10 protein-coding genes are annotated in these 13,613 nt (G+C 67.6%); 3 read left to right on the top strand and 7 right to left on the bottom strand.

Annotation, left to right across the window (positions count from 1 at the left end):
- The first annotated feature begins 71 nt into the window (after positions 1-71).
- The 3 genes from FKV23_RS14175 to FKV23_RS14165 all read left to right on the top strand — a co-directional run bounded on the left by FKV23_RS14175 (position 72) and on the right by FKV23_RS14165 (position 3,887).
- Positions 72-1,451 carry a tryptophan--tRNA ligase gene (locus FKV23_RS14175; protein WP_141624439.1) on the top strand — a complete coding sequence of 460 codons (1,380 nt, stop codon included), beginning with the start codon at positions 72-74 and terminating at the stop codon, positions 1,449-1,451.
- Between the two features lie 299 nt (positions 1,452-1,750).
- The gene (locus FKV23_RS14170) at positions 1,751-2,695 is read left to right on the top strand and encodes an MBL fold metallo-hydrolase (RefSeq protein WP_141625217.1); all 945 of its coding nucleotides are present in this window, start codon (positions 1,751-1,753) and stop codon (positions 2,693-2,695) included.
- Positions 2,696-2,768: 73 nt separating this feature from the next.
- The gene (locus FKV23_RS14165) at positions 2,769-3,887 is read left to right on the top strand and encodes a sensor domain-containing diguanylate cyclase (protein WP_167285270.1); all 1,119 of its coding nucleotides are present in this window, start codon (positions 2,769-2,771) and stop codon (positions 3,885-3,887) included.
- Positions 3,888-3,914: 27 nt separating this feature from the next.
- Here the strand turns inward: FKV23_RS14165 and FKV23_RS14160 are convergent, their stop codons facing one another.
- The 7 genes from FKV23_RS14160 to FKV23_RS14130 form a co-directional block, all read right to left on the bottom strand.
- On the bottom strand, positions 3,915-4,304 hold the full coding sequence (locus FKV23_RS14160; RefSeq protein ID WP_141624437.1) for a VOC family protein: 390 nt from the start codon (positions 4,302-4,304) through the stop codon (positions 3,915-3,917).
- Between the two features lie 72 nt (positions 4,305-4,376).
- Positions 4,377-5,294, bottom strand: coding sequence for a hypothetical protein (locus FKV23_RS14155; protein WP_141624436.1), 918 nt, complete (start codon positions 5,292-5,294; stop codon positions 4,377-4,379).
- Positions 5,295-5,406: 112 nt separating this feature from the next.
- Complete coding sequence (locus FKV23_RS14150; RefSeq protein ID WP_141624435.1) at positions 5,407-6,195, bottom strand: M23 family metallopeptidase; 789 nt, start codon at positions 6,193-6,195, stop codon at positions 5,407-5,409.
- Between the two features lie 225 nt (positions 6,196-6,420).
- Entirely contained in the window at positions 6,421-7,860 is a 1,440-nt protein-coding gene (locus FKV23_RS14145) for a dihydrolipoamide acetyltransferase family protein (RefSeq protein WP_141624434.1), read from the bottom strand.
- Positions 7,861-7,879: 19 nt separating this feature from the next.
- A complete protein-coding gene (locus FKV23_RS14140; protein WP_141624433.1) occupies positions 7,880-8,911 on the bottom strand; it encodes an alpha-ketoacid dehydrogenase subunit beta in 1,032 nt (343 codons plus the stop codon).
- Positions 8,908-9,981, bottom strand: coding sequence for a pyruvate dehydrogenase (acetyl-transferring) E1 component subunit alpha (gene pdhA / locus FKV23_RS14135; RefSeq protein ID WP_141624432.1), 1,074 nt, complete (start codon positions 9,979-9,981; stop codon positions 8,908-8,910). The genes FKV23_RS14140 and pdhA overlap by 4 nt, the downstream gene beginning before the upstream one ends.
- A gap of 625 nt (positions 9,982-10,606) precedes the next feature.
- Complete coding sequence (locus FKV23_RS14130) at positions 10,607-13,495, bottom strand: lamin tail domain-containing protein (RefSeq protein ID WP_167285268.1); 2,889 nt, start codon at positions 13,493-13,495, stop codon at positions 10,607-10,609.
- Positions 13,496-13,613 lie beyond the last annotated feature (118 nt).

The raw sequence follows: 13,613 nt of genomic DNA, 5'->3' as shown, positions 1-13,613 counted from the left end.
ACCTCCGGTGGCGAAATCTCCGGGCTGGGCTCCGGTAAACTGCAGCGTCGTTTCGCAGGCGTTACTTTTCGATGCAAGCAGCCAGCCTTTCCGATCGCCGCACCCGCGTGCTGACCGGCATCACCACCACCGGCACTCCCCACCTGGGCAACTACGCCGGCGCGATCCGCCCGGCGGTGGCCGCCAGCCTCGACCCGCAGGTGGACAGCTTCTACTTCCTCGCCGACTACCACGCCCTGATCAAGGCCGACGACCCGGCCCGGGTCGCGCGCTCGCGGCTTGAGATCGCCGCGACCTGGCTGGCCTGCGGCCTGGACCCGGAGCGGGTGACCTTCTACCGCCAGTCCGACATCCCCGAGATCCCGCAGCTGACCTGGCTGCTGACCTGCGTCACCGCCAAGGGCCTGCTCAATCGCGCCCATGCCTACAAGGCGGCGGTGGACAAGAACACCGAGGCGGGCGAGGATCCGGACGCCGGTGTCACTGCAGGGCTGTACATGTACCCGGTGCTGATGGCGGCCGACATTCTCGCCTTCAACGCACACCGGGTGCCGGTCGGCCGCGACCAGATCCAGCACATCGAGATGGCGCGCGACATCGGCCAGCGCTTCAACCACCTTCATGGCGACGCATGGCGCGCGCTGACCGGCAAGGCCGGCGAACCGCTGACGTTGCCGGAGGTGGAGATCGAGGAGCACGTCGCCACGCTGCCCGGCCTGGACGGGCGCAAGATGTCCAAGAGCTACGACAACACCATTCCGCTGTTCGCCGAACCGGAGGTGCTGAAGAAGCTGGTGATGTCGATCGTCACCGACTCGCGCGCGCCCGGCGAGCCGAAGGAAGTGGAAGGCTCCAGCCTGTTCCAGCTCTACCAGGCGTTCGCCGACACCGAACAGACCGAGGCGATGCGCCAGGCCTATGCCGACGGTATCGGCTGGGGCGATGCCAAACAGCGCCTGTTCGAGCGGATCGAGGCGACGGTGGCGCCGATGCGCGAATCCTACCGCGAGCTGATCGCGCGCCCGGATCATCTGGAAAACGTCCTGCAGGCCGGGGCGGAGAAGGCGCGCGCGGTGGCTGCGCCGCTGCTCGACGAGTTGCAGCGCGCGGTCGGGCTGGGCGGGTTTGGTGCCGCGCTAACGGTGCGTGCGTCCACGCCGGAGCCGGAGGCATCGAAGCCGCCGGTGTTCAAGCAGTACCGCGAGACCGACGGCCGCTTCTACTTCAAGCTTGCGCAGGATGACCGTGTGTTGCTGCAAAGTGAGGGCCACGAGTCGCCGCGCGATGCGGGCCAGCTGGTTGCGAAACTGAAGCAGTCCGCCGGCGCGGAGGTCCACCACGTGCTCGACAAGGGCGTGCACCTGGGTGGGCACCTGGTCGGGCATCTTGGCGAGGGCGTGCTGGTCGAGGAACTGGTGGCCGCATTGGCGCAGTTCGCCGAGGAGGCCTGAGCCGTCCATTGGCTTGGGTTGTCATTCCGGGCGCTGCGCGGGATCTGCTTTGAAGGTTTCGTGGCGGGACGCAGCCGGGTATCGCTTTGCATGACACGCCGTAAACCCATCCATGGGGGCTCGGATGCGGCATCCATGCCGCATACGGTCATGCAAAGCGATACCCGGCTACGTCTGGACAGTGGGTCGGAAAGCAGATCCCGCACAGCGCCCGGAATGACGCATTCCGACCAAAGCGGCATCGTCGCCATGACGGTGTCCGCCTACACTGGCCGCAGGTGAATACGGAGGCACAGCACTTGGCCGAGCACGGCATCACCACCATCGACACCGGTTTCCAGCGGCCCAACTTCGATGCCGCCTACCTGATCGTCGAGAACGGTCGCGGCGCTTTCGTCGACTGCGGTACCAACCACAGTGTGCCGGCGATGCTGCAGGCGCTGGCCGGCAATGGCCTGTCTCCGGCCGATGTCGACTGGCTGGTGCTGACCCATGTCCACCTCGACCACGCAGGCGGCGCCGGCGCCTTGATGCGCGAGCTGCCGAACGCGCGCCTGCTGGTGCATCCGCGCGGCGCGCCGCACATGGTCGATCCGTCGAAACTGATCGCCGGCGCCACTGCGGTGTATGGAGAAGCCGAGATGGCGCGCAGCTACGGCACGATCCTGCCGGTGCCGGCCGCACGCGTGATCGAGGCGCCGGACGGCTTTGAATTCGAGTTGTCGGGCCGGCCGCTGCGCTGCATCGACACCCCGGGGCATGCGCGCCATCACCTGTGCCTGTGGGATGCGCGCAGTCGCAGCTGGTTTACCGGCGACACCTTCGGTCTCTCCTATCGGGAGTTCGATACCGTCAATGGCGCCTTCGCGTTGCCGACCACCACCCCGGTGCAGTTCGAGCCCGAGGCGCTCAAGGCCTCGATCGGGCGCCTGCTGGATGCCGGACCCGAGGCGATGTACGTGACCCACTACGGGCGCGTGACCGGAGTCGAGCGCCTCGCTGGCCTGCTGGCCGACCAGATCGACGCGATGGTCGCCGCCGCACGCGAAGCCGCCCATGCCGAGGACGTGCACGCGACTCTGGTCTCTGCGCTGGAGGCCCTGTACCTCCAGCAGGTGCGCGCGCACGGGGTGACCCTGCCCGACGACGGAATCCGTGCGGTGCTGGCGATGGACATCGAACTCAACGCCCAGGGATTGGAGGTCTGGCTGCAACGGCAGTCCGGGCAGGCCGCACACAGCTGAGGGTATCGCCATCATCACCTGTGACCCTGCTGATGGCGGTAGGCTTTGGCTCTGTCCCTCCACCCTGTCCGCCGTGCGCCTGCGTTCCAAAGCCCCCGATGCTGCCCAGGAGTCGACCGATGCCGTGTCCGAGCACCGGCGCCAGGTGGCCCTGGATGCCTATGGCGTGCTCGACAGCGCACCCGAGCAGGCGTTCGACGACATCGTCTGGCTCGCGGCCACCCTTTGCGGCACGCCCGGGGCGCTGATTTCGCTGGTCGACCGGGAGCGGCAGTGGTTCAAGGCGAGGCTTGGAGTGGAACCTGTGCAGTCGCCACGCGAGGAGGCCATCTGCGACCACGCCATCCGCAGCGCGGATCGATTGATGGAAGTGCCAGACCTCCGGGCAGATCCACGATTTTCGAGGCTTGGCTTCGAGGTCGCCGGCCAGCCGGTGCGGTTCTATGCCGGAGCGCCGTTGCGCAGCCCCGAGGGCCATGCGCTCGGCACGATATGCGTGCTCGACGCCGTGCCCCGTGAGTTGAGCGCGGCCCAGCGTGAAGGCCTGCAGGTACTCGCGCGGCAGGCCCAGCACCTGCTGGAACTGCGTCGTTACGCACAGGAGCAACGACGGTTGCTGGCCGAGCGCGAGTCCTCCGCCCGCCATCTGGAGGAGGCGCGGGCGGACCTGCAGCGTCGCAACGAACAGCTTCAGCACAGCGCCCACCACGACCAGTTGACCGGGTTGTTGAACCGGGTTGGTCTGTCCCAGTTGCGGCAGGATCCGGCCGTGCTGGAACGGCTGGCGCGCGCGCCCTTCAGCCTGATGCTGATCGACGTCGACCATTTCAAGCAGGTCAACGACCGTCATGGGCACCTGCTCGGCGACCGTGCCCTGCAGGCGGTCGCCGATGCGGTCGGGACCAGCATCCGTCGCGGCGACGTGGCAGTGCGCTTCGGTGGCGAAGAGATCCTGGTGGTGTTGCCGGAGATCCGCCTGGCCGGGGCGGTCGAGGTCGGCGAACGCATCCGCCGCGGGGTCATGCGTGCGCCGTTGCCGTTCCCGTTGACGGTGTCGGTCGGCGTCGCCAGCGCCGAGCCCGGGGTGGATGGGATCGAGCAGGTGTTCGATCGCGCCGATCAGGCCCTGTACCGGGCCAAGGCTACCGGCCGCAACCGGGTGGTCGCGGACGACACGCCATTGCGGGGGTAGGGCTGTCTGCGACGGGTGCGGCTTGCGTCAGTCGGTCCACCGCGTTGGCGGCGTGCCGCGTTCGGGGTGTTTCATCCTCACCACGCAGAAGCGTTGCCCGGTTGGGGCTTCCATCACCCACCAGCGTTTGACGAAGGCGATCTTCTTTGCGCCCAGCGCTTCCAGCCGGGCGGCTTCGGCGTCGACATCATCGGCCTCGATGTCCAGGTGCACGCGCGATTCGTGGCTGACCTTCTGCACCTCGATGTGCAGGTCGCCGGGGGTGTCGCCGAATTGCTGGTATTCGGCACTGCCATCACCGGCATCGCGGTCGGCGATGCTCACGCCCAGCGCCCGGCTCCAGAAATCGGCGGCGGCGTCGAGGTCGTCGGTGTTGCAGTCGATGATGAAGCCGGCGAGGCGGCTGCGGTGGGCCATGGCGTTGCTCCATTCGTGGGCAGGCCACGATTGTGGCACCGCCGTCGATGGCGATGCCGCAGGGACGAAAAGTCAGTGATCGTGCCCGTCCTGGTCGTCGTGGGTGTCCATCCGGGCCGCCTGCAGATAGATCGCGTATTCCGCGCGATCGAGCGGGAAGTCCTGCAGGGCAAGCACTGCCGCAAACCGTTCATCGTCACCGGAGCCGGGATTGGCGGCGATCTCGAGCAGGGCGTCCTTGAGCCGGTCGGAGCGCACGCCGGCCGCGGTCACGCCACCGATCGCCGCTTGCCGTACCTGTGGCGCGGAATCGAGGATGGCCTGGTGGAGGATGTCCTCGAGATTGCCGCCCTTGTCCCACGAGACCGACTGCATGAGGCTGGCAGCGCGGACCTCCGGGTCCGGGTGCTGGCGCAGGCGGGTCAGTTGCTCGGCGACCGGGGCTGCGTCCTCGATCGGTACCACGGCGGCTTGCAGCATCCCGACCAGCCGGCCCAGCATGGCCGGGTCGTTCTCCTCGCTGATCTGGCGGGTGAGCAGCTCTCGCACTTCCGCGTTGTCCAGCGGATAGGCCTCCAGCAGCGCCAGACCGTCCTGTCGTCTGGCCGGGTCCGCGCTGTCGGACAGGCCGAGGGCGAAGCGCAGGATCTCCTCGTTGCCGTTCGCGGCACCGTGCAGGACAGCCAGCAGCGCGCCCTTGGTGTCGAGATCGGTTTCGGATGCGTACATCGCCAGCAGCTTCTGCAGGTAGGCCGGATCGCGCAGTGCTCGCCCGACCTCGCCATCGAGGTCGTCGCTCACGGTCCGCGAGCCGGGCGGGAGGATGCGATTGCGGGAGTCCGGCATCGTGCCCGCCGCCCGTGGCCCCGGTTTTTCCGCCATCTGCGGGGATGGCGCATCGTCCCGACGCGATATCGAAGACCATGCGAGCATCGCGCCACCGATGACGATGGCGCCGAATATGGCGATACCCGTGCGCAATCGAATCATCTGCGGTTACACCTGTCCTGCCATGCCTGGATGATGCAGGACTCGCCAACGTGCTGGTCGACGGGTCCGGATGCCGTGGCGCCGATCTGCACCGGCGCCACGATGGGGAACATCAGCACTTGGGAGCGACGAAGCCGCTTGACCCGGTGTAGGTGTAGGCATCCGGAATCCACTTGCCGCTGCCGATTCGGTTCCAGATCGAACTGGTGCCGTAGTAGCCGGTGATCGACTGGCCGCTCTTCTGGCAGTAGATCGTCACCTTGGTGCCGTTGGCGAGGCTGCCGACGACCGAATAACTGGTGCTCGGGCCCGACCGCACGTTGAGGTTGGCGCCGTTGGTCTTGACCGTGCCGGTCGCCGTGCTGGTGCCGGTGTTGCAGTCCCCGGCGGAGAAGTATCTGACGGTACCGTAGGCAACCGTCACGCCGTTGATGATGGGGTCGCGCACGGTGCCGTTGTAGATCTGTTCGTAGTGCAGATGTGCCGGGAACGTGTATTTCGCGCTGCTCTTGCCGACCGCGCCGATCCTCTGGCCACGCTTTACCGTCTGCCCCTTCGAGACGGCCATCGAGCGCAGGTGCGCATACCGTGTCCGCCAGCCGTTGCCGTGGTCGATGACGATGTTGTTGCCGTAGCCGGTATTGGTGTCATAGGCCGCCTTGATCACGGTACCGGCCGCCGCCGCTGCGACGGGCTTGCCTAGATCGGCGTCCCCGGATCCCCAGTTGAGATCGGCCGCGCGTGCCGGGTTGTGGCCTTTCCAGTTGCTAACCCGCCATTGCGTGCTGCTCTTGCCGCAAACCGGCAACTGGAAGTTGGGAGCGGCCTGCGCAGCGGTGACGAACACGCCGAGCAGGACGAGTGACGACAGGCGGAGCTGCAAACGTTTGACTGGAGTCATTAGCTTGTTCCTCTCCATTGCAGGAATGGTCCATGGATACCGGGCCCCCTGTCCTCCCGGCGACAATGCGCGATGGGTCGGCGCCAGCTCAAGCTAATGGTTACGTGCGGTTATTCTGTGACTGGTTATGCAATTTATTATTCCAGCAAGGTAAATCTCTGTCATAAATGGAGACGCCCGCGTCAGCGCGGGCGTCTCTGCACGGTCATTCCGGTCCCCCGGCACTCAGCCGGGCAATGCCAGGTCGTCGATCATCGCGCGCAGGAAGCGCGCGGCCTCACCGCCGGTGCAGGCACGGTGGTCGAAGGTCAGCGACAGCGGGATGACCTTGTGCGATTCGAAGCCGCCCATCACCGGCATCACCTGGTGGCGGCCGCGGCCGGCGGCGACGATCGCCACGCACGGCGGCACCACCACCGGGGTGGCGTAGCGGCCGGCGAACATGCCGAAGTTCGACAGCGAGATCGTGTAGCCGGTCAGCTCCGAGGCCGGGATGCTGCGCGCCTCGACCTGCGTGCGCAGCCGGTTGACCGCTTCGCGCACGCCGCGCGCGTCGAGCACGTCGGCGTTGCGCAGCGCGGGGACGAACAGGCCGTCGTCGGTATCGACCGCGATGCCGATGTCGACGTGCGGGTGCAAGGTGCGGACCAGATTGTCGCCATCGAACCAGGCATTGAGCGCCGGCACCGCCTTGCAGGCAGTCACTATCGCGCGGATCAGGCGCACGGTGATGTCGTTGCCGGGCGTCCATGCATGGATGTCGGCGTCGTCGGCGAGGGTGGTCGGCACCACCTTGCTGTGCGCATCGGCCATGACCCGGGCCATGTTGCGGCGCACGCCCTTGAGCTGCTCGGGCTGGCCGCTGGCGGCGACGCCCGGTGGCTGGGTGCGCATCGGCCGGCCGGACTGCGACAGGGTCGTGCGTTGTGCAGTCGAGCCCCTCTCCTGCTCGCGGGAGAGGGGTTGGGGTGAGGGTTGGGCTGCCGTAGCCCCCTCACCGCCGGCCCCTCTGTCGCCGCCAGAAGAAGGGAGCAAGGCGGACGGATCGGCCGCGGCCCGCTTGACGTCGGCCATGGTCACCACGCCGTCGGCACCGGTGCCGCGCACCCGGGCGATATCGACCTTGAGCTTGCGCGCCATCGCCCGCACCGCCGGCATCGCCTTGACCCCGCCGGCATTGCTGGCCTGTTCGCTGTGCACGGTGTCGGAGGACTGCATCGCACCGACCACGGTGCCGCTGTCGGCCCGTTCCGCATTGCTCTTCGCCGCCGGCTCGCCGTCATCGCGGATCGCGCCGCCTTCGTCGGACGCAACCACGCGGTCGTCGGGTGCGGGGTCCTGGCTGCCGACGCTGGTGTCGCGGTCGTTCCCGCCGTGATGGTGGCCGGTGTCCTGGCCCTCTGCACGCTGCGGCATCGACGGGTCGAGCTCGAACTCGGCCAGCATCTTGCCGGTGACGATGACGTCACCCGCCTCGCCGGCGAGTTTGAGCACCTTGCCGGACACCGGCGAGGGCACCTCGACCACCGCTTTCGCGGTTTCCATCGACACCAGGTTGTCGTCGAGGCGGATGGTGTCGCCGGGCTTGACGAACCACTCGACGATGGTGGCGTCGGGCAGGCCCTCGCCGAGGTCGGGCAGCAGGAAGGTCTTCTTGTCGCTCATTTTGGTCCTTGCAGGTCGATCAGCCGTGGTCGAGGGTACGCTTGGCGGCGGCGATGATGCGGTCCACGCCCGGCATGTACTTCATCTCCAGCCGGAACAGCGGGATGTGGGTGTCGTAGCCGGTGACGCGCTCGACCGGGGCGAGCAGGTCGTACATCGACTCTTCGGCCAGCCGTGCGGCGATCTCGGCGCCGAAGCCGGCAGTCTTCGGCGCTTCGTGCACGATCACGCAGCGGCCGGTCTTCGAAACCGACTCGGCGATGGTGGCGAAGTCCAGCGGCTTGAGCGTGGCGACGTCGATGACCTCGGCGCTGATGCCGTCGCTTGCGAGCTTGTCGGCCGCTTCCAGCGCTTCCTTCACCTGCGCGCCCCAGGTCACCAGGGTCACGTCGCTGCCGTCGCGCAGCACGTAGCACACGTCCAGCGGCAGCGCTTCGCCGTCGTCGGGCACGACTTCCTTGTACTGGCGGTAGATGCGCTTGGGCTCGAAGAAAATCACCGGGTCCGGGTCGCGGATCGCCGCCAGCAGCAGGCCGTAGGCGCGCGCGGGCGAGGACGGCATCACCACCCGCAGGCCGGGCACGTTGGTGAAGATCGCCTCGTTGGCCTCGCTGTGGTGCTCGGGCGCGCGGATGCCGCCGCCCCAGGGCACGCGCAGCACCATCGGGCAGGTCAGGCGGCCGCGGGTCCGGTAGCGCAGGCGCGCGGCGTGGCAGACGATGTGGTCGACCATCGGGTACATGAAGCCGTCGAACTGCGATTCGGCGACCGGCTTCATGCCCTGCGCGGCGAGGCCGACGGTGAGGCCGGCGATGGTGGTTTCGTCGAGCGGGGTGTCGAGCACGCGCTCGTCGCCGAACTGCTGCTGCAGGCCGGCGGTAGCGCGGAACACGCCGCCGTTGACGCCGACGTCCTCGCCCAGGACGAGTACGCTGTCGTCGTTGCGCATCTCCCAGGCGAGCGCCTGGGTGATCGCCTCGATCAGGGTAATGGCTTGTGCAGTCTGCATGTCGGTACTCGCGGCCGGGCTCTTGTCTTCGAGCTTGTTCATGCGCGGCCCTCCCGACGGATCGCGGCCTCGCGCTGTTCCAGCAGGTCCGGCGGCGGGTCGGCGTAGAGGTAGTCGAACATCGCCTCGACCGGCTGCACCGGCGTTTCGAGATAGGCGTTGATCTCGACGTCGACCTTCTTTGCGCATTCCTCGATCCAGGCTTTCTCCTCGTCCTCGCTCCACAGCTTCTGCGCGGTCAGGTAATTGCGCAGGCGGACCATCGGGTCGCGGGTCCAGGCGTCCTTGACCTCGGCATCGTCGCGGTAGCGGCGGGCGTCGTCGGCGGTGGTGTGGTCGTGCAGGCGATAGGTCAGGAACTCGATCACGCTGCCGCCCTCGCCATTGCGCGCACGCTCGGCGGCGCGGCGCATGCCTTCGAGCACTGCGATCAGGTCGTTGCCGTCGACCTGCAGGCAGTGCAGGCCGCCGGCCAGGCCCTTCTGCGCCAGCGTCTGCGCACCGGTCTGGGCCGAACGCGGGACCGAGATGGCCCAGCCGTTGTTGATCACGCACAGGATCAGCGGCAGCCGGTAGGCGCCGGCGGAGTTGAGCGCTGCGTAGAAATCGGTCTTGGACGAGCCGCCATCGCCGCAGCAGGCCACGGCCAGGCGCTTCTCGTTACGCAGCTTGAAGGCCAGCGCCGAGCCGGCCGCGTGCAGGCACTGGGTCGAGATCGGCACGCACCAGCTGAAGTCGTTGCGCGGGCCGGCGAAGTCGTTGCCGCGCTCGTCGCCGCCCCAGTACAGCAGGATTTCGCGCGCCTGCACGCCACGCATGAACTGCGCGCCGTACTCGCGGTAGCTGGGGGCGAACACGTCCTCGTCCTGCATCGAGGCGCCGATGCCGACGTGGGTGGCCTCGTGGCCGAGGCAGGAGGCGTAGGTGCCGAGCTTGCCGGTGCGCTGCAGGCGGATCGCCTTGTCGTCGAAGGTGCGCACGAACAGCATCTGCCTGAACAGCGGCAGCAGTGCCTTGGGGTCCTTGAACGCGGGCGGCAGCTTGCCGACCGGCTTTCCTTGTGGATCGAGGTATTGCAGATACTCGATCTCGAACTTGGCGGCGATGGTCATCGCGATCGTTTCCCTTGAAACAGGTTTCCGATCATAACCAAGCGACGGTAAGGGATCGTTGCGCGGTGCGGCATGCATGCGGGCCGGAAAAACGCTATGGCGGGAGCTCTGCGAGGAAGCCGGTGGCCATGGGCTTGCGGGACACGCTGTGAGTACGTCCATGTACGCTCATCGTCGGCATCCTTGCCTCCGAAGGTCCCGCAAACCCATGGCCACCAGCTTCTGGACAGTTGGTTGGCATGTGCCGGGAGAACCATCCCCACCCAACCCTCTCCTTGAAGGGTAGGGCTTTAAAGCGGTTCTTCTCCAAAGTGAGGGGGATCGCGCGGCCACGCTGGAACGCGAAGCAGACCCTCCCTGGGAGTGCGCTTCTGGAACCACCGGTCATGTCGGAACGCCGGGGGCGAAGGCCCTTGGATGCGAGTGTCCCCCGGCACCGGCCAGGGCCGGCGCCTCCTCCTTGATTTCGCACCCAAGGGCCTTCGCCCCCGGCGCCCCGGTCATCCAACAGACCCGGCGCTTTCCCCTCGATTGGGCGACTCGTTCCCAAGCCCCTATTCAAAGAACCATCAAAAAGGGCGCAGTCATCATGACCGCGCCCTGTGTTGCTGCCGAAGCTGCGGGACTATTTGTTCTTCTTGTCCTTTTTCGGCTTCTTGTCCTTCTTGGGCCCATGCACCGCCACCGAAACACTGGTCTCGTTGTCGGCATTGGCCGGGTCCGTGACCTGCGAGTGTGCGGCCACGCCCAATCGCAGCGCATCGCCGGAGCTGGCGCCCGGTGCGATCGCGTCGATCGTGAACGCGGCGTTGCTGCCGGTTGCGAGCGAAGCGGTGGTGCAGGTGACGACGGTGGTGTCGTCGTCCTGCACCGGTGCGGCGCAGGACCAGCCGGCCGGAACGGTGGCCATCGACGGCAACAGTACGGCATCGAACGCGAACGCCACCGCGGTCGACTCGGCGGCGCCCGGGCCGGCATTGGCGACCGCGGCGTTGAAACGCACGCTGTTGCCGGTCTTCACACGATGAAGATCGGTCGATGCGGCCACCGAGAGGTCGGCGCGGCGGAAGCCGGGGACGCCGATGCTCAACCGCACCGGATCGTGGTCGGAGGAGCGCACCGCAATGGTGTCGTCATCGAAGTTGTCGACGCCGAAGTCGGCATTGATCCGCGCGTGGTCGACCTGCAGGCTGCCGGCCTCGAGCACTACCGTTTCGTTGAGCAGCACGTGATCGAGGGTCTGCGCATTGCCGGCGAACACGAAGGAGTAGTGCTGTTCGGGATCGGCGATCAGCTCCGAACCGTCGACCAACGGGGTGGTCAGCGGGCTGTCGACCCAGGTCAGTACCTGCTCCGGCGCGGCCGGCTCTCCCTTGACGATGCCGAACACGTCGACATAGCCGTCGTTGAACTCGAACGCGTTGAAGTCGCCGACCAGCACGATCTTCTCGTCGGGGTCGGCTTGCTGCATCTGCTCGACCAGCCCTGCCAGGTAGGCCGCTTGCGCGCCGCGCTTGACGCGCACGCGTTCGCCGTTGGTGGCCCAGCCGCTGCTGCCAGGTGCGACGCTGTCGATGCCGCTGAGCGAGCGCAGGTGGTTGACGATCACCGAGACCGGGTAGCTGCCGGCACCGTCCTGGTGCACGCGTGCACGCAGCCGCAGCGGCGGACGATCGTTGAGCAGGCTGGTGCTGCCGTCGGGGTTGGCGAGGGTCGCGTCCTTGCCGAACTGGGTGACGTCGAGAACCTCGACCCGTGCCAGGCCGCCATCGACCGCACGGGTACTGACCAGGAAGCCGACATTGATGCCGCCGACGTCGTTGCCCGGCTCCAGGTACGGCACGTAGCCGGGCGCGGTGGCGCAGGTGGTGTCGATGCGTTCGGACAGCAGTTGCAGCACGCGGGCGTTCTCGACCTCGACCACGCCGAGGATGTCCGGCGCCTTCAGGAAGTCGCAGATCGCCAGCGCCGTCTTGCTGAGGCGCTTGTCGAGTGCTTCGGGCGTGAGCGTGGGCGCGCCGTTGCCGTCGGCGATCTCGTCGAACAGGCGCAGCAGGTTGAAGCTGCCGATGGTGACCTGATCGTAGTCCGGATCGTTGACCGCCTCGGGCAGGCGACCGCCGGCGACCGATGGCGGGGTGGCCACGTCGGGCAGCAGCGCCCAGGTGCCGGCGAAGTAATCGAGCACGCCGACCAGCCCTGCCACTTCGGCGCCGGTGTCGACCGCGATCGGCTGCGCGCCAACCTGGCCGCGGCTGCGCACCATCAGGCGTTCCTGGTTGGTGTCGAAGCGCGGCGGGTTCTTGTCGGCCGGGATCGGGATCACGTCCATCACGCCGATGCCTTCTTCGCGGAACGGCCGCGCGATACCGGGCAGGGTGACGTGGAACACGCCATCGGTGGAGGCGGTGGCGTTGCGCTCGTTGATGAAGCCGCCTGAGGCCGCGATCACGACAGCCTCGGCCACGCTCACGCGCATGCCTTCGAGTCGCTCCAGGGTGCCGGGCAGGGCATCGGGCCCGAGCTCGGCGGCGGTCAGCTCGACCGGGGCTGGCAGGGCGACGCCGGTATCCAGCAGCTCGATGGCCGGGTCGACGAGCTCGGTGATGCTGAGCTGGTTGGGGTTGGAGGCGGGAGTGAACTCGGTGACGGTGGCGGTTACCCGCACCCGGTTGCCGACGGCGACGCTCGGAGCGCTGCCGGTGAACACGAAGATGCCCTCGGAGGTGGCCGGGTTGCCATCGTCGTTGGCGCTCTGCAGGAAGAAACCGTTGTTGAACTTGAGCGCGGTGACGATGCCTTCGGTGACCACCGGCTGGTCAACGTACGGCGAGACCAGGCCGTGACCCTGGATCTGCGCGATGGTCAGTTCCTGCGCCGGCGGAGGCGGCGGAGGCGGTTCGCTGCCGCTGTTGCGCGGGTCGGGGGCGCCACGGTCGAAATCGGCGGCGTTGTCGTCGGTATCGACGCTGCCATCGCCCTTGCGCAGGGCGGCAGTGGTGTTGCTCAGGGTCGGTGTGGCGCCGCTGCCTTCGAAGCAGTTGGCGCTGCCGAAGCCGACGAAGTCGACCACCATGATCTCACCGAGCGGGCAACCGCCCGACAGTGCGCCGCCGCCGTTGACCAGCGCGACCTTGCCGTTGGCGGCTGCCATCGGGATGGTGCCGATCGCATCGGGCGTCGGCAGTGGCGTGGTGCCGCCCGCGCCTTGCGCCTGTTGCACCAGGTAATAGCCGCCCGGGGCGATGCTGCCGGCCAGCTCGGTGCGCTGCCAGCTGGAGCCGCTGGAGGAGGCGTACTGCACGCTCCAGCCGTCGAGACTGACCGCCTCGTCGCCGTTGTTGCGCAGTTCGATGAAGTCGTGGGTGTACGTGGCGCCGGAATTGCCGCCGCCGCCGTAGACCTGGCTGACGACGACCTGGGCGTTGGCGTGACCGTTGAATCCGGCCAGTGAGGCGATTGCGAGAACAGCCGCCAGAAGTTGGCCGGATGGTCGGCCAGATGGGATATGCATGGTTCCTTCCCCAGTGAGCGTGAGATGTCCGTCCCCCTGTCGGAACCGGCCCCGGTCCCGGACGGCGCAGGGCCTGTGAGCCTGCCGGAGGCATATTACGGGAAGGTGAACTCCGCGT

The organism is Lysobacter alkalisoli (assembly GCF_006547045.1).
GTDB classification, from domain to species: Bacteria; Pseudomonadota; Gammaproteobacteria; order Xanthomonadales; family Xanthomonadaceae; genus Marilutibacter; species Marilutibacter alkalisoli.
Note: the sequence above shows the minus strand (reverse complement) of the source record. Positions and strands in the feature narration are given on the sequence as shown.

Bases quoted from the DNA above. Each gene is read 5' to 3' on its own strand.
- FKV23_RS14175 (WP_141624439.1), top strand. From the start codon at position 72: ATGCAAGCAGCCAGCCTTTCCGATCGCCGCACCCGCGTGCTGACCGGC.
- FKV23_RS14160 (WP_141624437.1), bottom strand. From the start codon at position 4,304: ATGGCCCACCGCAGCCGCCTCGCCGGCTTCATCATCGACTGCAACACC.
- FKV23_RS14155 (WP_141624436.1), bottom strand. From the start codon at position 5,294: ATGATTCGATTGCGCACGGGTATCGCCATATTCGGCGCCATCGTCATC.
- FKV23_RS14150 (WP_141624435.1), bottom strand. From the start codon at position 6,195: ATGACTCCAGTCAAACGTTTGCAGCTCCGCCTGTCGTCACTCGTCCTG.
- FKV23_RS14145 (WP_141624434.1), bottom strand. From the start codon at position 7,860: ATGAGCGACAAGAAGACCTTCCTGCTGCCCGACCTCGGCGAGGGCCTG.
- FKV23_RS14140 (WP_141624433.1), bottom strand. From the start codon at position 8,911: ATGAACAAGCTCGAAGACAAGAGCCCGGCCGCGAGTACCGACATGCAG.
- pdhA (WP_141624432.1), bottom strand. From the start codon at position 9,981: ATGACCATCGCCGCCAAGTTCGAGATCGAGTATCTGCAATACCTCGAT.
- FKV23_RS14130 (WP_167285268.1), bottom strand. From the start codon at position 13,495: ATGCATATCCCATCTGGCCGACCATCCGGCCAACTTCTGGCGGCTGTT.